This window comes from Faecalibacterium prausnitzii (assembly GCF_003287405.1).
GTDB classification, from domain to species: domain Bacteria; phylum Bacillota; class Clostridia; order Oscillospirales; family Ruminococcaceae; genus Faecalibacterium; species Faecalibacterium intestinale.
The window spans coordinates 159,858-181,802 of record NZ_PRLD01000003.1; the positions used below are offsets into that span (position 1 = coordinate 159,858).

The 21,945-nt window shown below is 60.1% G+C and carries 20 protein-coding genes and 1 riboswitch; of the genes, 18 read left to right on the top strand and 2 right to left on the bottom strand.

The genetic code is table 11. The annotated features are described in order from the left end of the window. The first annotated feature begins 14 nt into the window (after positions 1-14). The 15 genes from rnc to C4N24_RS04485 all read left to right on the top strand — a co-directional run bounded on the left by rnc (position 15) and on the right by C4N24_RS04485 (position 15,618). Positions 15-689 carry a ribonuclease III gene (gene rnc, locus C4N24_RS04415; protein WP_055185866.1) on the top strand — a complete coding sequence of 225 codons (675 nt, stop codon included), beginning with the start codon at positions 15-17 and terminating at the stop codon, positions 687-689. Next, positions 690-4,247 (top strand): chromosome segregation protein SMC, encoded by a 3,558-nt coding sequence (gene smc, locus C4N24_RS04420; protein WP_112090466.1) that lies wholly within the window; start codon positions 690-692, stop codon positions 4,245-4,247. It abuts the gene before it with no gap. Positions 4,248-4,282: 35 nt separating this feature from the next. Next, on the top strand, positions 4,283-5,221 hold the full coding sequence (gene ftsY, locus C4N24_RS04425) for a signal recognition particle-docking protein FtsY (protein WP_112090467.1): 939 nt from the start codon (positions 4,283-4,285) through the stop codon (positions 5,219-5,221). A 13-nt stretch (positions 5,222-5,234) separates the two neighbouring features. After that, a complete protein-coding gene (gene rdgB / locus C4N24_RS04430; RefSeq protein ID WP_242983178.1) occupies positions 5,235-5,927 on the top strand; it encodes an RdgB/HAM1 family non-canonical purine NTP pyrophosphatase in 693 nt (230 codons plus the stop codon). A gap of 233 nt (positions 5,928-6,160) precedes the next feature. Beyond that, positions 6,161-6,457, top strand: coding sequence for a YhbY family RNA-binding protein (locus C4N24_RS04435; RefSeq protein WP_097778714.1), 297 nt, complete (start codon positions 6,161-6,163; stop codon positions 6,455-6,457). A 1-nt stretch (position 6,458) separates the two neighbouring features. Next, positions 6,459-7,097, top strand: a complete 639-nt coding sequence (gene nadD / locus C4N24_RS04440) for a nicotinate (nicotinamide) nucleotide adenylyltransferase (protein WP_112090468.1) — start codon at positions 6,459-6,461, stop codon at positions 7,095-7,097. Next, positions 7,098-7,676 (top strand): bis(5'-nucleosyl)-tetraphosphatase (symmetrical) YqeK, encoded by a 579-nt coding sequence (gene yqeK, locus C4N24_RS04445; RefSeq protein ID WP_112090469.1) that lies wholly within the window; start codon positions 7,098-7,100, stop codon positions 7,674-7,676. Between the two features lie 146 nt (positions 7,677-7,822). Next, positions 7,823-9,196, top strand: coding sequence for an LCP family protein (locus tag C4N24_RS04450; protein WP_242963085.1), 1,374 nt, complete (start codon positions 7,823-7,825; stop codon positions 9,194-9,196). A gap of 60 nt (positions 9,197-9,256) precedes the next feature. After that, positions 9,257-9,640, top strand: a complete 384-nt coding sequence (gene rsfS / locus C4N24_RS04455) for a ribosome silencing factor (protein ID WP_015536738.1) — start codon at positions 9,257-9,259, stop codon at positions 9,638-9,640. Positions 9,641-9,838: 198 nt separating this feature from the next. Continuing rightward, a complete protein-coding gene (leuS, locus tag C4N24_RS04460; RefSeq protein WP_097782370.1) occupies positions 9,839-12,388 on the top strand; it encodes a leucine--tRNA ligase in 2,550 nt (849 codons plus the stop codon). Between the two features lie 221 nt (positions 12,389-12,609). Continuing rightward, positions 12,610-12,786 carry a 30S ribosomal protein S21 gene (rpsU, locus tag C4N24_RS04465; RefSeq protein WP_005928271.1) on the top strand — a complete coding sequence of 59 codons (177 nt, stop codon included), beginning with the start codon at positions 12,610-12,612 and terminating at the stop codon, positions 12,784-12,786. Between the two features lie 136 nt (positions 12,787-12,922). Beyond that, positions 12,923-13,426: a YqeG family HAD IIIA-type phosphatase gene (locus tag C4N24_RS04470; protein ID WP_005928274.1), complete on the top strand. Its 504-nt coding sequence runs from the start codon at positions 12,923-12,925 to the stop codon at positions 13,424-13,426. Then, positions 13,423-14,292, top strand: a complete 870-nt coding sequence (locus C4N24_RS04475) for a TIM barrel protein (RefSeq protein WP_112090470.1) — start codon at positions 13,423-13,425, stop codon at positions 14,290-14,292. Before C4N24_RS04470 ends, C4N24_RS04475 begins: the two co-directional genes overlap by 4 nt. A gap of 119 nt (positions 14,293-14,411) precedes the next feature. Then, on the top strand, positions 14,412-14,969 hold the full coding sequence (gene efp, locus C4N24_RS04480) for an elongation factor P (RefSeq protein ID WP_005928281.1): 558 nt from the start codon (positions 14,412-14,414) through the stop codon (positions 14,967-14,969). Between the two features lie 73 nt (positions 14,970-15,042). Beyond that, the gene (locus C4N24_RS04485; RefSeq protein ID WP_112090471.1) at positions 15,043-15,618 is read left to right on the top strand and encodes a CD1247 N-terminal domain-containing protein; all 576 of its coding nucleotides are present in this window, start codon (positions 15,043-15,045) and stop codon (positions 15,616-15,618) included. Between the two features lie 245 nt (positions 15,619-15,863). On the opposite strand, the gene C4N24_RS04495 is transcribed toward C4N24_RS04485, so the two are convergent. Beyond that, positions 15,864-16,151, bottom strand: a complete 288-nt coding sequence (locus C4N24_RS04495; RefSeq protein ID WP_005928286.1) for a hypothetical protein — start codon at positions 16,149-16,151, stop codon at positions 15,864-15,866. 221 nt (positions 16,152-16,372) lie between these two features. Here C4N24_RS04495 and C4N24_RS04500 point away from each other — a divergent pair, with 221 nt between their 5' ends. Beyond that, positions 16,373-17,272 carry a GDSL-type esterase/lipase family protein gene (locus tag C4N24_RS04500; RefSeq protein WP_112090473.1) on the top strand — a complete coding sequence of 300 codons (900 nt, stop codon included), beginning with the start codon at positions 16,373-16,375 and terminating at the stop codon, positions 17,270-17,272. Positions 17,273-17,334: 62 nt separating this feature from the next. On the opposite strand, the gene C4N24_RS04505 is transcribed toward C4N24_RS04500, so the two are convergent. Beyond that, positions 17,335-18,996: a formate--tetrahydrofolate ligase gene (locus C4N24_RS04505; protein WP_181573049.1), complete on the bottom strand. Its 1,662-nt coding sequence runs from the start codon at positions 18,994-18,996 to the stop codon at positions 17,335-17,337. 51 nt (positions 18,997-19,047) lie between these two features. Then, positions 19,048-19,134: riboswitch (ZMP/ZTP riboswitch) on the bottom strand. Between the two features lie 158 nt (positions 19,135-19,292). Between C4N24_RS04505 and C4N24_RS04510 the strand changes: the two genes are divergently transcribed. After that, positions 19,293-20,444, top strand: a complete 1,152-nt coding sequence (locus C4N24_RS04510) for a cysteine desulfurase family protein (RefSeq protein WP_112090475.1) — start codon at positions 19,293-19,295, stop codon at positions 20,442-20,444. A 298-nt stretch (positions 20,445-20,742) separates the two neighbouring features. After that, complete coding sequence (gene thiI / locus C4N24_RS04515; protein WP_112090476.1) at positions 20,743-21,942, top strand: tRNA uracil 4-sulfurtransferase ThiI; 1,200 nt, start codon at positions 20,743-20,745, stop codon at positions 21,940-21,942. The last annotated feature ends 3 nt before the right edge of the window (positions 21,943-21,945 follow it).

A 21,945-nucleotide genomic window follows, 5' to 3' on the forward strand; every position in this document is an offset into this window, starting at 1 on the left:
GAGTAAAAACGACCATGAGCCATCAGTTGGAAACTATCATCGGTTACAAATTCAAAAATCCGGAGCTGCTGGAGACCGCGCTTACCCACACCAGCTACGCCAACGAGAGCCGCACCCCGGTCAAGCATAACGAGCGGCTGGAGTTTCTGGGCGACAGCGTATTGCAGATCGTATCCGCAGACTACCTGTTCCACGCCTACGCCGACCGCCCGGAGGGCGATCTGACCCGCATCCGCGCCAGCCTTGTCAGCGAGGGTGCGCTGTTCCAGTTCGCACAGGAGATCGACCTTGGCGAGTATCTGCGCCTTGGCCGCGGCGAGGAGCGCTGCGGCGGCCGCACCCGCCCCAGCGTGGTGTCGGACGCCTTCGAGGCCGTTATTGCCGCCTTGTATCTGGACGGCGGCATGGAGGTAGCGCGCAAGTTCATTCTGCCCTTCATCACCGAGGGCAAGCACGCCGAAGCGGACTACAAGACCCGTTTGCAGGAGATCGTGCAGCAGAACCCGGAAGAGCGCCTGAGCTATGTGGTAGAAAGCGAGTCCGGCCCGGATCACGACAAGCACTTTGTGGTGGCGGTGCGCTTTAACTCCGACCGTGTGGCGCGGGGCGAGGGACGCAGCAAAAAGGCCGCCGAGCAGTGCGCCGCCAAGGAAGCGCTCAAGCTGCTGGGCGTGATAAAGGAAAAGTAAATGGTATTCAAGGAACTGGAGATCCAGGGCTTTAAAAGTTTTCCCGATAAAGTAAAGATCAGCTTTGATACCGGCGTTACCGGCGTGGTGGGGCCCAACGGCTCCGGCAAGTCCAACCTTTCGGACGCAGTGCGCTGGGTGCTGGGCGAGACCAGCTCCCGCCAGCTGCGCGCTGCCGGCAAGATGGAGGACGTCATCTTCGGCGGCACCCGCAAGCGCAGCCCTATGGGCTTTGCGCAGGTGCGGCTGACGCTGGACAACACCGCCCACACGCTGGATGTGGACGCGGACGAGGTGACCATCGGCCGCAAATATTACCGCTCCGGCGACAGCGAGTACACCATCAACGGGCAGGTATGCCGTCTGCGGGACGTGTACGAGCTGCTGCTGGATACCGGCATCGGCAGGGACGGCTATTCGGTCATCGGGCAGGGACGCATTGCGGAGATCGTGGCAGCAAAAAGCAGTGAGCGCCGCGAGATCTTTGAGGAAGCCTGCGGCATTGCCAAGTACCGCTACCGCAAGACCGAAGCCGAGCGCCGTCTGGCTGCGGCGGGCGAGAATCTGGAGCGCCTGCGGGATATCCTTGGCGAGCTGGAAAGCCGGGTTGGCCCGCTGGAAAAAGAAAGCGCCAAGGCACAGAAGTTTCTGGAACTGAGCGCCCAGCGCAAAACGCTGGAAGTGACTCTGTGGACCGACGGGGTGCACCGTGCCCGGGAAGCCGTGCGCCAGCAGGTGCGGGACTACGAGACCGCCCAGACCGACTACGAGCGTTTTGACCGGGAGACCAAGGCCGCCGAACAGGAGGCTGAGGAGATCCGTATGCAGGCACAGCAGCTGACGGTTGCCGTCGAGCGCCTGAATGGGGATATCCGCAGCATCACCCAGCAGATCAGCGGCTCCGAAAGCCGCATCGCCGTGCTGGAAAACGATATTCTGCGCAACGACGAGAGTGCGGCTTCCCTGCAGCAGGAGATCGCCGCCGGGCAGCAGGATACTGCCGAAGCGGATGCCGCGTTGCAGCGCCACCGTGCCGTGGCAAAGACCATGGAGGCGGCGGGCGAAAAGCTTGCGGCAGAGATCGAAGCGCTGAACACCGAGCTTGCCCGGCTGGCAGATGCCAGTACCGCCAGCGGTGCCCGCAAGGACAGTCTGCGGACAGAGCTTGCCGACTGCACTGCAAAGCGCACCGAAGCACAGGTGGCACAGGCAGCCGCCGAAGCCGCCGGAGATACCGCCCGGCAGCGTCTGCCCGCGCTGGAACAGAGCGCCCGGGATGCCGCCGCACAGCTGGAAGAGACCAAGCAGGATCTGGCTGATACCGTAAAGTACCGCCAGACGCTGGAGGAAAACGAAAAGCAGCTGGGCAACATCCGCTCCGGTCTGGAGCTCAAGCTGCGCAGCCGCAAGGCCGCGCTGGACGAAGCCGATGCCGCCGAGCAGCGGCTGGGCAGGGAACTGGATGCCGCCCGGCAGCGCCTTTCGGTGCTGCGGGAGCTGGAAAAGAACATGGATGGCTACCAGAACTCGGTGCGTGCGGTCATGCGCGCCGCCGGAGCCCGCCGCCTGCGGGGCGTTCTGGGGCCGGTGTCCACCATCCTGAAAGTGGAGTCCGGGTGCGAGGTTGCCATCGAGACCGCGCTGGGCGGCGCGCTGCAGAACATCGTAGTGGAAAACGAAGCCGCCGCGAAAGCCGCTATCGCCCTGCTGCGCAACGACCATGCAGGCCGCGCCACCTTTCTGCCGCTGGATACCGTGCAGCCCGGCGCGTTCCGAGGACGGCTGTCCGGCACGGCACGGCTGGCCTCTGCACTGGTGCAGGCCGACCCCCGGTACGAGAATATCGTCTCGAACCTGCTGGGGCGCATCATCGTGGTGGAGGATATCAACGAAGCCTCCCGTGTGGCGCGGGACAACGGTTACCACAACAAGGTGGTCACCATGGACGGACAGGTGATCAATGCAGGTGGCAGCTTTACCGGCGGCAGCGTGCAGCGCAGCGCCGGTCTGTTCACCCGCAAGCAGGAGATGGAGGAGCTGCGCCTGAAGGCGGCGAAGCTGCAAAAGGACTGCATTGCCGCACAGGAAAAGACCGACCAGTGCAAAGAACAGGCAGATGCCTTGCAGGCAGAGCTGACCGCCACCGCCAGCGAGCAGATCACCGCTGCCAACGACCGCGTGCGTGCAGAAGCCGAGCAGAAGCGGCTGGAAGCCGCCGCTGCCCAGTTGGAAACTGCCGTGCAGAATGCGCAGCAGCAGATGGACGCCTTGCAGGCTGCCTTGAACGACAGCCGCACCAAGGCGGATACCGCTGCCTTGCAGCAGGCAGAGCTGACGGCGCAGATCGAGCAGCTGACTGCCGAACTGAGCCGCATCGCGCAGGGCAGCGACAGTTTTCTGACCCAGCAGAACCAGCTGGCACAGGCGCTCAGCGCCAAGCGGCTGGAACAGGTGACCCGCCGCAAGGACGCGGAACTGGCTTACAGCCAGATTGCTGCGCTGGAACAGCGTGCCAAGGACGCCGCTGCCCGCCGCACCGCGCTGGAAGAAAGCCTTGCCGCCCTTGCTGCCCGCAGCGAAGCCTGCCGCACCGAGATCGCCGCCATCCGCAAGGCCAAGACCGACAGCCAGACTGCCATTACCCAAAAGGAGCAGGCCATCCGCGAAGCTACCGAAAAGCGGCTTGTCTGCCAGCAGAAGGAAACGGAAGCACTGGCAAAAGCCCGCACCGCCTCCGACAGCCGCGAGGAGATGGGCCGGGAGATGGCACGCCTTGCCGAGCGCAAGGCTGCTGCCGAGACCGAGTACGACCAGACCGTGGCAAAGCTGTGGGACGAGTACCAGCTCTCGGTCAGTCAGGCCGAGGAGCTGTGCGTGGAGTTCGACAGCCTGACCGCTCTGCGGGCACAGGTGGCTGACCTGCGCGGCAAGATCCGCGCCCTTGGCAGCGTGAACGTGAGCGCCATCGAGGAATACAAGGAGGTCAAAGCCCGTTACGATGAGCTGTCCCGTCAGGTGACCGACGTGGAGGAGAGCCGCAACGAGCTGAGCCGCATGATCGCAAAGCTTTCCGCCCAGATGCGGGAGATCTTTACCGACAGCTTCCGCGCCATCAACGAAAACTTCAGCCGCGTATTCACCGAGCTGTTCGGCGGCGGCGAAGCCAGCCTTGTGCTGGAGGACGAAAGCGATGTGCTGGCCTGCGGCATCGGCATCCGGGTAGCCCCGCCGGGCAAGGTGATCAAAAATCTGGAAGCCCTTTCCGGCGGCGAGCAGGCGCTGGTGGCTATCAGCATCTACTTTGCCATTCTGGCGGTGAACCCCGCGCCCTTCTGCATTCTGGACGAGATCGAAGCCGCCTTGGACGATGCCAACGTGGTGCGGTTTGCCCAGTATCTGCGCCGCATCAGCGACAAGACCCAGTTCATCGTCATCACCCACCGCCGCGGCACCATGGAGGCCGCCAACGTGCTGTATGGCGTTACCATGCAGGAGGACGGCGTGTCCAAACTGCTCAAGCTGGATCTGGAACAGGTTGACGCAACGCTGGTTTCCTGATATAAAATAAACAGAAAATAGATAGGAGGACCACTATGGCGTTCTTCGGATTTGGAAAAAAAGAAAAAGATAAAATGAAAACGGGTCTGGAAAAGACCCGCACCGGCTTCTGGGGCAGCATCATGAATACCCTGACCGGCAGCGTCATCGACGATGAGATGTACGATGATCTGGAAGAAAAGCTGATCCTTGCCGACGTAGGCGGCGAGGTAGCGGTGCATCTGGTGGACAAGCTCCGCGACCGTGTGCGCGACAAGGGGCTGAAAACCGGCGAACAGGCCGCAGATGCCCTGCGCGACATCATTGCCGAGGAGATGACCCCGGAAGCTGAGATGGCGCTGGACGGCAAGCCCGCCGTCATTCTGGTCATCGGCGTCAACGGCGTGGGCAAGACTACCAGCATTGCAAAGCTGGCTGATTACTACACCCGGCAGGGCAAGCGGGTCATGCTGGCTGCCGGCGACACCTTCCGCGCTGCTGCCAGCGAGCAGCTGGAGATCTGGGCAAGCCGCGCCGGTGTGCCCATCGTCAGCGCGGGCGAGGGCGCAGACCCCGCCGCCGTCATCTTTGATACGGTCAAGTCTGCTACTGCACGCGGCTATGATATGGTCATTGCGGACACCGCAGGCCGTCTGCACAACAAATCAAACCTGATGGCAGAGCTTTCCAAGATCAGCCGCAGCGTCAAAAAGGCAAGCCCGGAAGCCAGCCTTGAGACTCTGCTGGTGCTGGATGCCATCACCGGGCAGAACGCCATCAGTCAGGCCAAGGAGTTCTGCAAGGCTGCAGATGCCACCGGCATCATCCTGACCAAGCTGGACGGCACCGCCAAGGGCGGCTGCGTTGTGGCGGTCAAGCAGCGTCTGGGCCTGCCGGTGCGCTTTATCGGCGTGGGCGAGGGCATCGATGACCTGCTGCCCTTTACCCCGGAGGGCTTTGTGGAAGAGCTGCTCCCCCGGGAATGGAAGCACTAAGGGGGCGCGGAAAATGAAAATTTGTGCAGCCACCGGCAACGCCGGTAAGCTCCGCGAGCTGCGCCGCATTCTGGAAGCGCAGGGACATGAGGTGGTCAGCCAGAAAGAGCTGGGCATCACCATCGAGCCGGAGGAGACCGGCACCACCTTTGAGGAAAACGCTCTCATCAAGGCCGAGACCATCTGCAAGGCCAGCGGCCTGCCCACCATCGCCGATGACTCCGGCCTGTGTGTGGATGCGCTGGACGGCGCACCCGGCGTGTACAGCGCCCGCTACTGCGGCCACCACGGCGACGATGAAGCCAACAACGATAAGCTTTTGGCTGCCATGCAGGCGGTGCCTGCCGGGCAGCGGGGCGCAAAGTTCGTCTCGGCAGTGTGCTTCATCCTGCCGGACGGCCGGCACCTGACCTGCATGGGCGAGTGCCCGGGCAGCATTGCCTTTACGCGGCTGTGCGGCGACTACGGCTTTGGCTACGACCCGCTGTTCATCCCCGCAGACTGCGGTGTGGGCAAAACGGACAAGCGTCCCAACACCGAGAACCGCAGCTACGCCCAGCTGACCCCGGACGAAAAGGACGCCATCAGCCACCGCGGCAACGCGCTGGCAGCGCTGGAAAAGCAGCTGCCCAGCTTTCTGAGTGCAGTCACGGAAGAAGGCGTTATCGCACAGGTGTCTGGAAAAGTAGAGATCAAGCTGAAATGATCGTAAGTCCGAAGATGGCTCGCCCTCTCCGCCTCACCTTGTTCGGCACCTCTCCCAAAGGGAGAGGCCTTGGCAAAACCACAAACTTTATCTCCTCGCCAGAGGCTCTCCCTTTGGGAGAGCTGGCGCGAAAGCGCCTGAGAGGGCGAGGTCGCTGACAGATACGCCCCATCCCGTGAAAAAGTAAAATTGAAAAATCCGAAATATCAACCTCAAAATAAAGGAGAAAAACTATGCTGACAAGCAAACAGCGCGCCATTCTGCGCGGCAAGGCAAATACCATGGACCCCGTTTACATCGTGGGTAAGGGCGAGATCGACGAGACCCTGATCCAGGGCGTGAAGGACTGTCTGGACGCTCGGGAACTCATCAAGCTCAAGGTGCTGGAAAACAGTATGTACAACGCCCGTGAGGCCGCTACCAAGCTGGCAGAGGCCACCGGCGCAGACTGCGTGCAGGTCATCGGCTCCAAGTTCGTGCTGTATCTGCAGAAGAAAAAGGACAGCGCCTACGCTGCCCTGCTGAAGTAAGATGAAGATCCTTCTCTATGGCGGCAGCTTTGACCCGCCCCATAACGGCCACCTGAATAACCTGCGTGCAGCGGCAGACCGCGTGCGCCCGGATAAGATCGTGGTGATGCCGGCAGGTACTTCCCCCTTTAAGGAGGGGACAAATGCCTCCGGTGCGCTGCGGCTGGAAATGTGCCGGTGCTTTGCGGCACTGGCGCAGGAGCCGGGTATGCCGCCGCTGGAAGTAAGCGGCTGGGAGGTGGCGCAGGCCGCAGCGGGCAGCCGCAATTATACCGTGCTCACGCTGGAAATGCTGGCGCGGGAAAACCCCGGCGCTATACTGTATCTTGCTATTGGCAGCGATATGCTGCTCAGCTTTGAGGGCTGGCACCGCTGGCAGGATATCCTGCGCATTGCGCGGGTGGTGGTCACCAGCCGGGATATCGGCGATGCCCCGGCGCTGCACGCAAAGGCAAAGCAGCTGGACCCGTCGGGCGGACGCATCCTGTTTGCCCCCGTGCAGGCGCTGCCTATGGCCAGCAGCCAGCTGCGGGCCCGGCTTGCCGCCGGAGAGGAATGCGAAGCCGAACTGCCGGAAGCGGTGCGCACCGTCATCCGGCGGGAGGGACTATACCGGAACACAGAAGGAAGTAGCAGATAAATGGAGCTGAAACAGGCAAAGGAACTTGTGCGCGGCCGCTTGAGCGATAAGCGCTACGAGCATACCATCAACGTGAAAAAAATGGCCGTCAAACTGGCCAAGCACTACGGCACCGACCCGGAGCAGGCCGCACTGGCGGCGCTTTTGCACGATGCCGCCAAGGAATTGCCCAAGGACGAGATGCGCGCTATCATGCAGGCATACCCGCAGTATGCGCAGGGCGGCGAAGCACGCCCCACGCCGGTATGGCACGGCATCTGCGCCGCCATTCTGGCGCGTACGGAGTGGGGCGTCACAGACGAAGCCGTGCTCAGCGCCATCGCCTGCCATACCGCAGGCAAGGCGGGCATGACCCAGCTGGACAAGATCTTGTATCTGGCCGATATGACCAGTGCCGAACGGGACTGGCCCGGGGTGGAAAAGCTGCGCAAGCTGGAAATGAAGGATTTGGACGCGGCCATGCTGGCGGCGCTCAAGCAGACCAACGGCTTTGTGCTGTCCGAGGGCAAGCCCCTAGACCCCGAGAGCAAGGCCGCCTACGAGGATATCTTAGCGCACAGCGGGCAGAATGAAGGGTGAAAAGCCGGGCACCGATTAAAAATGGTTTCGGCCATCCCCGGATAAAACAATTGCAGATTTTGCCGTACCATGCTATACTGAAGGATATGACAGGTCTGCAGGTAAAAAACTCTGCAGAGCAGTGAAAAGCTGGAGGATATAAAAGCATGAGCCAGACGCCACGCCATATCAATACAGACCGCTCGCTCAGCCGCCCGGATCAGGCGGCGCGTGCCCCGCAGGCTGCCCCGGAGCAGAACACCCGCAGCACTGCCGGGGCGCAGCACGCCGCGCCGCCCCGCTATGCAGCACAGCCCGATCTGGGCGGGGACGATGCACCGCGCCGCCGCAAAAAAAAGAAAAAGACCCCGTTGTGGCTGCCCTTTGCCATCGTGATGGGCGTGATTGCCGTGATCTCCGGTGTGGTGGTGTACGGTGTGAGCCTTGTGAACAAGGTGGAGGACAGCATCCGCCCGGCAGAAAGTGCCCCCTCCATCGTGGAGGAGATCCAGACCGCCGAGGAGTACAAGGGCGATGTGGTCAACATTCTGGTCTGCGGCATCGACTTTGAAGAGGGACGCTCTTACAGCGACACCAGCTCCAACGACGGCATGACGGATATGATCCTGTACTGCCAGTTTGATATCAAGGGCGGTGCGCTGCGGATGCTGCAGATCCCCCGCAACACGCTGGTGACCACCCAGAACCGCAAGCTTACCCTTTCCAACGGCAAGACCTATGCCGTTTCCAACTACCAGATCAACTCGGTGGCGCTTTCCAACGGCGGCAGCATTGCCGCGCTGGCAGATGTCATTTACGACCAGTACCACCTGCCCATCGACTACTATGTTACCATCGATATGCAGGCGCTGGTGGAAATGGTGGATAACTTCGGCGGCATCGAGGTGTATATCCCCCGGGATATGTCCTACGGCGGCAGCAAGCTGCTGAAAGGCTACCGCAATCTGGACGGTGCTTCGGCGGAGTTCTTTGTGCGCTGCCGCCACGGTGACGGCTACGCAAACTCTGATATCGACCGCTTGAATATGCAGCGCTACTTCTACGCAGGTCTGTTCAAGCGCGCCCGCGCTATGGGCATTACCGATATCCTGAACCAGCTGCCGCTGATATTCAAGGACTATATCCACACGGATATGGATATCACCACCATCGCAAAGCTGCTGGCGTCCTTCCTCAAGATCGACAGCTCCAATATCATTCTGGCGCAGACGCCGGTGTTCATGGGCGTGCCCAACGTGGGCAAGACCGACTCCTTTGCCGGCTACTCCTGCGTGGTGCCGGATGCCGGTTCCATCGCAAACCTGCTCAACCAGTATTTCTGCACCTACACCGGCCCGGTGGAGGTAAGCGAGCTGCACATGGTCACCGACCAGTGGCCCCACGGCAGCGCATCCACCGATGCCAACGTGCAGTATATGGGACGCATCGATAAGGAATCCGACGACGCCATCCTCAGCGGCGATACCGACCTTTCCGGCGCTGTGACCACCGATGGTCAGGCAGCGGGCACCGGACAGTAACAACAAAAACAATGCCCTGCACACCGGGTGCGGGGATGTTCCGACAGAAGGGAGAAACACATGGATAATTTCAACGACAGCAAGGCGCTTGCCATTGAGATCGCCAAGATTTTGGACAAGAAGAAGGCACAGGATGTGCGGGTGCTCAAGGTGGAAAGCCTGACCGTCCTGACCGATTATTTCGTCATCGCCTCCGGTACCTCCACCACACAGGTGGCGTCTCTGGCAGACGAGGTGGAGTACGAGCTTTCGCAGAAGGGTCTGGAACCCTACAGCACCGAGGGTCACGACACCAAGAACTGGGTGCTGCTGGATTACTCCAACGTCATCGTGCACGTCTTTGTGCCCAACAGCCGCGCTTACTATGATCTGGAGCACCTGTGGGCAGACGGCGAGCCGGTGGACATCTCGGAGTACCTGACCCCGGATAGCAGCATTGAATAATTAAGGCAAAAAGGTTTGCTTCTGGCAGGACCCGCTCCGTTATTGCGGCGCAATAGGGAAAGTTGGCAGAAAAGCTCCCCCCTCGGGGGAGCTGGCAGGGAGAATGCCCTGACTGAGAGGGTTTGTACCGGAAGTACCTTAAAAGCATACGCCCCCAAGCAACGGTATTTTGGTTAAAGTCTGGAGCTGATTACAAACATGAAGTATGATTACAAGGCTGTTGAAGCCAAGTGGCAGAAGGTGTGGGAGGACGAAAAGACCTTCCATGTTGAGATCGACCACAAAAAACCCAAGTTCTATGCCCTTGTGGAGTTCCCGTATCCTTCGGGTGCGGGCCTGCACGTCGGCCATCCCCGCAGCTACACCGCGCTGGACGTGGTAAGCCGCAAGCGCCGTAAAAACGGCTACAATGTGCTGTACCCCATGGGCTGGGATGCCTTCGGTCTGCCCACCGAGAACTTCGCCATGAAGAACCACATCCACCCCGCCATCGTCACCAAGAGCAATGTGGACCATTTCCGCAGCCAGCTCAAGGCGCTGGGCTTCTCCTTTGACTGGGATCGCGAGATCAACACCACCGACCCCGAGTACTACAAGTGGACCCAGTGGATCTTCCTGCAGCTGTACAAGCACGGTCTGGCTTACAAGAAGGAAATGAACGTCAACTGGTGTACCGGCTGCAAGTGCGTGCTGGCAAACGAGGAAGTTGTCAACGGCGTGTGCGAGCGCTGCGGCAGCGAGGTGGTGCACCGCGTCAAGAGCCAGTGGATGCTCAAGATCACCGCTTATGCCGATAAGCTGATCGACGGCTTGGACGGCCTGGATTACATCGAGCGCGTGGCCACCCAGCAGAAGAACTGGATCGGCCGCAGCCACGGTGCAGAAGTGAACTTCGGCACCACCGCCGGGGACACCCTGACCGTGTACACCACCCGCTGCGATACCCTGTTCGGTGCTACCTACATGGTCATCTCCCCGGAGCACGCCCTGCTCAAGACATGGCTGGAAAAGGGCATCATCAAGAACGCCGATGCCGTCAAGGCTTATCAGGCCGAAGCTGCCCGCAAGAGCGACTTTGAGCGCAGCGAGCTGAACAAGGAAAAGACCGGCGTGCAGCTGGACGGTGTGATGGGCATCAACCCGGTCAACGAGACCGAGATCCCCATCTTCATCTCCGACTACGTTCTGTCCACCTACGGCACCGGTGCCATCATGGCTGTGCCCGCCCACGATACCCGCGACTGGGAGTTTGCCAAGAAGTTTGGCCTGCCCATCATCGAGGTGGTCAAGGGCAGCACCCCGTCCAATCTGGACGAGGCTGCCTTTACCGATGTGGCTACCGGTACGCTGGTCAACTCCGGCTTCCTGAACGGCCTGTCCGTGGTCGATGCCAAAAAGAAGATGATCACTTGGCTGGAGGAGAACGGCAAGGGCCGCGATAAGGTCAACTACAAGCTGCGCGACTGGGTGTTCAGCCGTCAGCGTTACTGGGGCGAGCCCATCCCCATGGTGCACTGCGACAAGTGCGGCTGGCAGCCCCTGCCCGAGAGCAGCCTGCCGCTGACTTTGCCGGACATCACCGACTTTGAGCCGGGCCCGGACGGCGAATCCCCGCTGGCACGCCACAAGGACTGGGTCAAGACCACCTGCCCCTGCTGCGGCGGCCCCGCTACCCGCGAGACCGACACCATGCCCCAGTGGGCCGGTTCCTCCTGGTACTTCCTGCGCTATATGGACCCCCACTGCAAGGATGCTCTGGCCTCCAAGGAAGCGCTGGAATACTGGTCTCCGGTGGACTGGTACAACGGCGGCATGGAGCACACCACCCTGCATCTGCTGTACAGCCGCTTCTGGCATAAGTTCCTGTACGATATCGGTGTGGTGCCCACGGCGGAGCCCTACCAGAAGCGTACCGCCCACGGCATGATCCTTGGCCTGAACCCCCACAGCTTTGTCAACCTGCCCGCTGAGGAGCAGGAGAAGCTGCTCAAGGAGTACGGCAGCCAGAAGGCCGCCGAGAAGGCACTGGAAGAGAAGTACGGCGAGATGGCGCGCCATCCCATCGTGAAGATGTCCAAGAGCCTTGGCAACGTCATCAACCCCGACGAGGTGGTGGATCAGTACGGTGCCGACACCATGCGTCTGTACGAGATGTTCATGGGCGACTTTGAGCAGGCTGCACCGTGGCAGACCTCTGCCATTGCGGGCTGCAACCGCTTCCTTGACCGCGTGTGGGCACTGAGCGACAAGCTGGTGGAGGGCGAGGGCTACCGCCCCGCCATGGAGACCCTGATGCACCAGACCATCAAGAAGGTCAGCGCAGATATTGAGGGTCTGAAGATGAACACCGCCATTGCCCAGCTGATGACGCTGGTCAACGCCCTGTACGACAACGGCGGCGCCACCAAGGCCGAGTTTGAGACGCTGGTGCAGCTGCTGAACCCCTTCGCTCCCCACATGACCGAGGAGCTGTGGGAGAAGCTGGGTCACAGCCACGATGAGCAGCTGGCCTACTATCCGTGGCCTGCCTACGAGGAAGCCAAGTGCGTGGAAGCTGCTGTGGAGATCGCCGTGCAGGTGAACGGCAAGGTGAAGGCACGCCTGAAGGTGCCCGCAGACATCACCGCCGAGGACGCCATTGCCGCCGCCAAGGCAGACCCCGCTGTGGCTGCTGCGCTGGAAGGCAAGCAGCTGGTCAAGGAAATCTACGTCAAGGGCCGTCTGGTCAATCTGGCTGCCAAGGGCTGAGTTTTGCTGCTCCGCTGAATAAGCGTGAACATATCATCACCCGCAGAGGCGGATTTAGCGCAGGAAACACCCGGCAGCGTCTGTTCAAAAATCTTTCAAAAGTTTTGAGTAAAAACTTTCAAAAAAAGGTTGACGAACCGGATAAAATGCGCTATACTGTCTACTGTTAGTTACCATGTAACAACGAAATTCCTGCCTCACGGTCCAAGGGAGGGAATAAGATGTCGGAAATTCGTGTTAAAGAGGGCGAGTCGCTGGAAAGCGCACTGCGTCGCTTCAAGCGCAGCACTGCTCGCAGCGGTGTGCTCGCAGAGGTTCGTAAGCGCGAGGCTTACGAGAAGCCGTCTGTTAAGCGCAAGAAGAAGTCCGAAGCAGCCCGCAAGCGCAAGTTCAAGTAATCACTTGCTTGGAATCGCACGTTGCTTTAGATTTTAAACGCGTTGCTAACGCCGATGTAGGGGAGCCTGTTTATGCAGGTTCCCCTATTTTCATTTTAAAGCTGCTTTGCGCAGGGCAGACTGAGAGGGTCTATTTATGCTCATTACCCCCGAATATGTTTTTAAGGACGTTACCCATATCACGCCGGAATGGCTTGCCGCTAAGGGCATCACGGCTCTGGTGCTGGATATCGACAACACCCTGACCGCAGACCGCAGTCAGGAGCTGCCGGAGGAGGTGGCCGCGTGGCTTGCCGCCATGCGCAAAGCCGGGGTAAAGCTGACCATCGTTTCCAACGGTGCAGAAAAGCGGGTGCGCCCCTTTGCTGAAAAGCTGGGGCTTGCCTACTTGTACCGCGCAGCCAAACCCCTGCCCTTTGCGCTGATGGTGGCGCAGCACCGCATGGGCGTGAAGCACCGCCAGATGGCCATGGTGGGCGACCAGCTCTACGCCGACCGCATGGTGGCGGCGCTGTACGGCATCCCCGGGCTGATGGTCATCCCCCGCGGGCCGGACTTGGGCGCACAGGTCATCCTCAAGCGCAAGTGGGAAAAGAAACACTGGCAGAAGTACTACGACCGGGGAGGTAAGACCCTATGAGTGAAGCTTGGAACATCCGGTTCGGCACTGCAGGCACCAGCGACAGCTTTGCCGCCCAAGGCTACAAAAGCAGCTTGGACGTGCCGGAGTACACCGCCAAAATGGGGCTGAACGCCTTTGAGTACCAGTGCGGGCGCGGGGTGCGTCTGGGGCTGGATAAGGCCGCCCGCATGGCTGCCCTTGCCGCAGAGCGGGACATCCTGTTCAGCGTCCATGCACCTTATTATATCAGTATGTCCAGTCTGGAAGAGGACAAGCGGCTGAACAGCATCCAGTACCTGCTGCAAAGCGCGGCGGTGTGCCGGGCGCTGGGCGGCAGACGCATCATCTTCCACTCCGGCAGCTGCGGCAAGCAGAGCCGGGAGGCGGCGCTGGAAAAGGCGCTGGATACCATGCGCCGCGCCGTGGCTGCGCTGGACGAGGCTGGCTTTGAGGATATGACCCTGTGCCCGGAGACCATGGGCAAGGTAGGGCAGTTGGGCACGCTGGACGAGGTGCTGGCGCTGTGCGGCGTGGACAGCCGCATCACCCCCTGCATCGACTTCGGCCACCTGAACGCCCGCACGCTGGGCGGCATCCAGACCAAGGCGGACTATGCCGCCATTCTGGACCGCATGGCCGAGGTGCTGGGCGATGACCGCGCCCGGCAGTTCCATGTGCACTTTTCCCGCATTGAATACTCGGCGGGCGGCGAAAAGCGCCACTGGACCTTTGCCGATACCCAGTTCGGCCCGGAGCCCCAGCCCCTGATGGAGCTGCTGGCACAGCGCCAGCTGACCCCGGTGGTCATCTGCGAGAGTGCGGGCACACAGGCCGAGGACGCGCAGACGATGCAGCAAATGTACCGCGCAGCGCGGAATGCGTAAAAGATTTTGTGTTTTTATCGTCTTTTTTGCCCAAACCCCTTGCCAAACAGGGGCAGATTGGGTAAAATAAATAGAGATATGCGTTAAGCATCTGAGATTAAATTTATGGAGGAATTCCTATGATTTCTGCAGGCGAGTTTCGCAATGGCGTGACCTTTGAGCAGGACGGCCAGGTTCTTCAGGTCGTTGAGTTCCAGCACGTCAAGCCCGGCAAGGGCGCTGCCTTTGTCCGCACCAAGACCAAGAACGTCATCACCGGCTCTGTGGTCGAGACCAGCTACAACCCCACCGCAAAGTTCCCGCAGGCTTTCATCGAGCGTAAGGACGTGACTTACAGCTACGAGGACGGCGATCTGTACCACTTCATGGACAACGAGACCTACGATGACATCCCCGTCAACGCAGCCGACGTGCCCGATAACTTCAAGTTCTGCAAGGAGAACGAGCTGTGCAAGCTGCTGAGCTACAAGGGCAAGGTGTTCAGCGTCGAGATCCCCAACTTCATCGAGCTGGAAGTCACCCAGACCGAGCCGGGTGTCAAGGGCAACACTGCTACCAACACCCTGAAGCCCGCTACCGTTGAGACCGGCGCCGAGATTCGTGTGCCTCTGTTCATCAACGAGGGCGATCACATCCGCATCGATACCCGCACCGGCGAGTATATGGAGCGCGTCTGATCATTTGTCGCATACCGGGCAGCGGGCAACCGTTTGCCCGGTTTTTGTATTACAAACAAGGAGGGCATTTCAGATGGAACTGAACAAGAAAGCAGCCTACCTGCAGGGCTTAGTGGACGGTCTGGGCGTGGATGAGAGCACCAAAGAGGGTAAGATCATCAAGGCCATGGCCGCTCTGCTGGGCGAGATGGCCGATGCCATTGCCGCCATGGACGAGGATCTGACCCACGCCTACGACCAGATCAACGATCTGAGCGAGGAGCTGGAGGATCTGGAAGCCGACCTGTACGAGGACGAGGATGCCGAGGACGAGGACGACGACGCAGCCGACGAGGATGAGGATGCGGGAGATGACGACATCGCCAGCGAGCCCTTCTACGAGGTAGCCTGCCCCGCCTGCGGCGAGACTGTCTACGTCAGCGAGGATGATCTGGATGCAGGCGAAGCCAACTGCGCCCACTGCGGTGTGACCTTTGAGGTCGCGCTGGAAGGCGAGGAGGACGAAGCTAAGGACGCCCCTGTGCAGTACGAGGTGACCTGCCCCGCCTGCGGAAAGACCGCCGTATTTGAGGAGGATGAGCTGCTGGACGGCGCACCCAAGTGCCCCAACTGCGGCGAGCCGCTGGACTTTGAGGTGACCGAGGAGTAAGATTTTCTCTTATTCCTGTGAAAATGGGATCCAGAAAATAGCGCTTTTTGCTGCTGTTTTCCTTTACGACCCCGCTCGTGAAAAGGCAATTTTGGAAAATCCGCAGATTTTCCAAAATTGTAATCAAAAAAGAAATTCCTATGAATATGGCCAAAGCGCACGCGGAGGCCATTCCAAATTGTCCCTGTAAAAACGCAATGCCGGGCAGTCCGCAGACTGTCCGGCATTGTTCATTTTAATTTGATTCAGCGGGTCTCGTTGGCCTTCTGCAGCCAGATGCCGCCAATATCCAGCGCGTTGTACAAGCCGTGCTTGGTGGTCTGGCGCGCTACGCGCTCCTGCGGTGCCTTGGTGGTATCGGTAGAAAGCAGCATCAGGTGTACCTTGTCGGCTACCTGCTGCTCGCCCACCGGGGTGGTGGTCAGGATCTGCAGATACAGCACATAGGGGTCGGTCATGCTGCCGTAATACAGCTCGTTGTCCTTGCGGACGAGGGGCTTGCCTTTATAAGTCAGTTTCGGTGTATATGCCATCGTGAAAGCCTCCCTGTCGTTTGATTCATCTTAGTATAACACATTCTGCCTATGGGATGCAAGCGTTTGCGGCAGTGCTCTGTCAGTTTTGCACCAAAACAGCCCCGTACCGTGCAAAACCGGCAGCACATTTTTGGCAAATGGGGTTTGCTGTTGGGTGCAGTTATGCTATACTATAAATAGAACAGCCCGCATTCCGGGCCGGAAGTGAGGGAACGACAATGGCAGATTATCAGGAATACCGGCGGCGCATCCTGCACCGGCGCTGGCGCAGGGTATTTATCATCGTCGCCCTTCTGGCGCTGGTGGCGCTGCTGAGCGCTATCGGCATTCTGTGGAAGGTGCTGCACCGGGAGCGCGTGGATACCGCCCTGAGCCAGAACACCATTCTGCGGCAGGTGACCACGGATAATACATGGAACACGGTCAACTACCCGTTGGCGCGGCAGCTCCGGGTGCAGACGCTGGAGGGAAGCACCGAGACCGCGCTGGACTTCCGCATGGCGGCGCTGCCGGCCAGCGCTCCGGTGGAAAAAAGCTGGTTTGCGCAGGTCAGTTTTGTGGGCGACAGCCTGACACAGGGCTTGCAGATCTACGATACCGGTCTGCCCGGGGCGCAGTTCTGCGCTTATAAGGGGGTAGGCCCCAACGCCTTTGTCAACGGCACCAGCTGTAAGCGGGCAGACGGCGTGACAGAGATCCCGCTGGACGCTTTGACCGCCCAGCAGCCCAAGGCCGTCTATGTGCTGCTGGGCAGCAATGTGCTGGGACGGGACACCGATTACACCAGTTTCCTGACCTACTACCGTCTGATGCTGGACATGATCAGTCAGGCGCTGCCGGATGCAAAAATTTATGTGCAGTCCATCACGCCGGTAAGGCCGGAGGTGAGCGCACAGGAAAACCACGCAGGGCTGAACCGTGACCGCCTGTGCCGCATCAACAACGAGCTGGCTGCCATTGCGCTGGAAAAGGACTGCTATTTCCTCAACCTGTGGGAGGTGCTGGCAGACGAAAACGGCGACCTGATCGAAAGCTACGCCCAGCCGGACGGTTACCACATCAAGCCGGAGGGCTATGCCGCATGGGTGGACTACCTTTGCAGCCACACCATGGAGTAAAAAGAACGTAAAAGGCGCTGTCCTTGCGGACAGCGCCTTTTGTGTTTTATTAGGATTTTTTATCAGAACAGGCCGGTGATTTTGCCATCGGCGTCTACGTCGATGTTCACGGCGGCGGGCTTTTTGGGCAGACCGGGCATGGTCATGATGTTGCCGCAGATGACGACCACGAAGCCTGCACCGGCTGCCAGACGCACCTCGCGCACCTCCATGGTAAAGCCGGTGGGCGCACCGGTCAGCTTGGCGTTGTCGCTAAAGCTGTACTGGGTCTTGGCAATGCAGACGGGCAGGTCGCCGTAGCCCATCTCGGTCAGCTCGGCCAGCGTCTTGCTGGCGGCGGCGCTGTAGTTCACGCCATCGGCGCGGTAGATCTTGGTGGCAATGGCGTTGATCTTGTCCTTCAGGGGCATCTCCAGCGGGTAGGTGTACTGGATGGGACGATCCTCCAGGATCTCCAGCACCTTCTCAGCCAGTGCCTTGCCGCCCTCGCCGCCCTTGGCGAACACCTCGCTTAGCACGCAGGGCACGCCCTGCTCGGCGCAGACCTGCTCAACATAAGCCTGCTCCTCGGCGGTATCGGTGGGGAAGGCGTTGATGGCAACCACTACCGGCAGACCGAAGCCGTTCTTCAGGTTGTCGATGTGACGGATCAGGTTGGAAGCACCGGCCTTGACAGCTTCGAGGTTGGGCTGGTTCAGGTCTGCCTTGGCTACGCCGCCGTGGCTCTTGAGAGCGCGTACGGTAGCCACCAGCACACAGGCAGAGGGGGCAATACCGGCATAGCGGCACTTGATATCCAAGAATTTCTCCGCGCCCAGATCGGCACCGAAACCGGCTTCGGTGATGGTGTAGTCTGCCAGCGAAAGGCTGAGCTTGGTGGCCAGCACGCTGTTGCAGCCGTGGGCAATGTTGGCAAAGGGGCCGCCGTGGATGATGGCGGGGTTATTCTCCAGCGTCTGCACAAGGTTCGGATCCAGTGCGTCCTTCAGCAGGGCGGTCATGGCACCGGCTGCGCCGATCTCACCGGCAGTCACCGGCTTGCCGTCGTAGGTATAGGCGCATACGATGCGGGACAGCCGCTCCTTCAAATCGGAGATGCTGGTGGCAAGGCAGAAGATGGCCATGACCTCACTGGCCACGGTGATGTCAAAGCCGTCCTCGCGGGGGGTGCCATTCACCTTGCCGCCCAGACCGTCCACGATGAACCGCAGCTGACGGTCATTCATGTCCATGCAGCGCTTCCAGGTGATGCGGCGAGGGTCGATGTTCAGCGGGTTGCCCTGCTGGATGCTGTTGTCGATCATGGCAGCCAGCAGGTTGTTGGCGGTGCCAATGGCGTGCAGGTCGCCGGTAAAGTGCAGGTTGATATCCTCCATGGGCACCACCTGTGCGTAACCGCCGCCGGCAGCGCCGCCCTTCACGCCGAACACGGGGCCAAGGCTGGGCTCGCGCAGGCAGAGCATGGTCTTTTTGCCCAGTGCGTTCATGGCATCGGCCAGACCTACGCTGGTGGTGGTTTTGCCTTCACCGGCAGGGGTGGGGCTGATGGCAGTGACAAGGATCAGCTTGCCCTGCTTTTTGGCGTTGTGGATCAGCCGGTGGTCGATCTTGGCCTTATAGCGGCCATAGGGGATCACACTTTCGTCCTCCAGGCCCAGCTGAGCTGCGATCTGGGTAATAGGCTTCATTTTGGCTTCCTGCGCGATCTCGATATCGGTCTTCATACAGACATCCTCCTTGATAGCAAAAAAGGACAGCTTTGCGCAGCAATTGCGCAAGGCTGCCCAGACGGTCGGCATTGACATCCCCAGCACCCCTGCACTGTGGTGCTCCACAAGGTTCCGTCAGCAGGGATGCGGTCTATGCTGTAAAGATAGCACACCACCGGGGTGTTTGTCAAGGAGGTACAGTTACAAAAATCACCCATAAATGCATAAAATTTTTTGCGTTATCCAAGGGTTTGTGCTATACTTATTCTGGGTTATTATGAAAACAACGACAGAAAGCAGGAAATCCGTTTATGCTGCAAAACCCTCAGTTACATTATCTGGACAACGCGGCCACCACCATCGTAGCGCCGGAGGTGGCGGACGTCATAAACAAGGCCATGCGGGAGCACTGGGCAAACCCTTCCAGCTTATACGGCCCGGGCGCGCGCAGTGAGGAGGCTTTGAATGCCGCCCGCGCCGCCGTAGCGCGCACGCTGGGCTGCAAAAGCCGGGAGCTGTATTTTACCTCCTGCGGCAGCGAGAGCAACAATCTGGCGCTGCTGGGCGCGGTGCAGACCCGCACCTTTGGCAAGGGCATCGTGGTGTCCGGCTTCGAGCACCCCAGTGTGCAGCGTCCGCTGGAGCGGCTGGCAAAGCAGGGCTACGACGTTACCGTGGTAGCCCCCCGGGCAGACGGCACGCTGGACATTGCCGCCATGCTGGAGCGGGTGGACAAAAACACCATCCTTGTGGCCTGCATGATGGTGAACAACGAGATCGGCACCCGCAACGATGTGGAGCGCCTTGCCGCCGAGGTGAAGCGCCGCAACAGCCGCACCATCGTCCATGTGGACGCGGTGCAGGCGTGGATGCGTGTGCCCATCAAACTGGACAACATCGATACACTCTCGGTAAGCGGCCACAAGATCCATGCCCCCAAGGGCATTGGTGCGCTCTACCTTTCCGACCGGCTGGTGCAGGCCTTCCAGCCGCCTTATCTGGGCGGCGAGCAGGAGCGGCAGATGCGCCCCGGCACTGAAAACCTGCCCTACGCCATGGGTCTGGCCGCAGCGGCCACCCGCCTGGCAAAGACCATGAAGAGCCGGGACACCGCCATGCGTGCGCTGAACCGGCAGCTGCGGGAGGGGCTGAAAGCCTTCCCGGAGGTGGTCATCAACAGCCCGGAGAACGCTGTGCCCGAGGTGCTGAACTTCAGCGAGATGTGCATCAAGAGCGAGACCATGCTGGCTTTTCTGGCCGAGGAGCAGATCTACGTTTCCTCGGCCAGTGCCTGCGGGCGCGGTCAGCCCAGCCACACGCTGGCGGCCATGGGGCGCGACCCGCTTGCCATCGACACTGCCATCCGGGTGTCCTTCTGTGCCGATAACACCCCGGAGGATGTGGATGCCTTCCTCAACCGCTTCGAGGACGGCATGAAGCATTTGCAGAAGATCAGAAAGTAAAAACTGAAGCCGCAGAACGGCTGACAGCTTTCTCTTCGGACACGAATCGGGCCATTCCATCGCCCGCCCTATTGCCCTGCGGGCAACAGGGTCCCACCCCAGCGGACGGTCCTCAGAGAAACTGTCAGCCGTTCTATGGGAAGATGCAGCTTACCTGCACGACCCCGATTTGTGAAAGAGTGAATGGAAAATGACCGCAGTCATTTTCCATTCACAAATAAAAATAATTCATCCGCTGAATATGGCCAGAGCGAAAGCGGAGGCCATTATAAATCCCACATCAGGAGATGCAACATTTATGAAGGAAATTATTATGGGCTATCAGGGCGAGATGTCCCTGAAAGGCCTCAACCGCAACCAGTTCGAAGCAGCCATGATGAAGATCCTGCGCTACCGCCTTAAGACGGTGGGCAAGTTCAAGGTGTACTGCACCCAGTCCACCTTTTATATGGAGCCCGAGGAAGAGGACGTGGATATGGACCTTGCCTTTGGGCGGGTCAGCAAGGTGTTCGGCCTTGCCGCGCTCAGCCGCGCCGTGGTGTGCGAAAAGGATTTCGATACCATTTGCCAGACCGCCGAGGACTATCTGGGCAGTGCGCTGCACGGCATCCGCACCTTCAAGGTAGAAGCCCGGCGCGCCGATAAGACCTACCCCATGACCAGCCCGGAGCTGATGCGGGAGCTGGGTGCTTACCTGCTGGGTAAGCACAACTACCTGAAGGTGGATGTGCATAACCCGCAGTTTAAGGTCATTGTGGAGATTCGTGATTACGGTGCGTATATTCACGGCCCGAAAATACCGGGTGAGGGCGGTCTGCCCGTGGGCACCAGCGGCCGTGCTCTGAATATGCTCTCCGGCGGCATCGACAGTCCGGTGGCAGCCTATCGTATGGCAAAGCGCGGTCTGGCACTGGATCACATCCATTTTGCGTCCCCTCCGTATACTTCTGAGCGCGCAAAACTGAAGGTAAAGGCTCTGGCGCAGCTTATCACCGTGTATACCGGCAGTGCCAACCTGTTCGTGGTGCCCTACACCAAGCCGCAGGAATACATTCGGGACAACGCCCCGGATGTGCTGTTCACGGTGCTGATGCGCCGCAGCATGATGCGCATTGCAAACGTGATCGCCAAAAAGCAGGGGTGCGAAGCGTTGGTCACCGGCGAAAGTCTGGCACAGGTGGCAAGCCAGACCGTCAAGGCTTTGCAGTGCACCGATGCCGCACAGGATCTGCCCATCCTGCGCCCGCTCATCGGTATGGACAAGACCGAGATCATCGAGACCTCCCGCCATATCAATACCTTTGAGACCAGCATCCTGCCCTACGAGGACTGCTGCACCATCTTCACCCCGCCGCACCCGAAGATCCGCCCCGAGCTGGAGGAGATCCTTGCCGCCGAAGCCGCCATGCCCGGCCTTGCCGCGCTGGAAGCCGAAGCCGCAGAGCAGACCGAGCGCATCCGGGTGCGCATCACCGATCAGGTAGAATTCGAGGGTTGATTT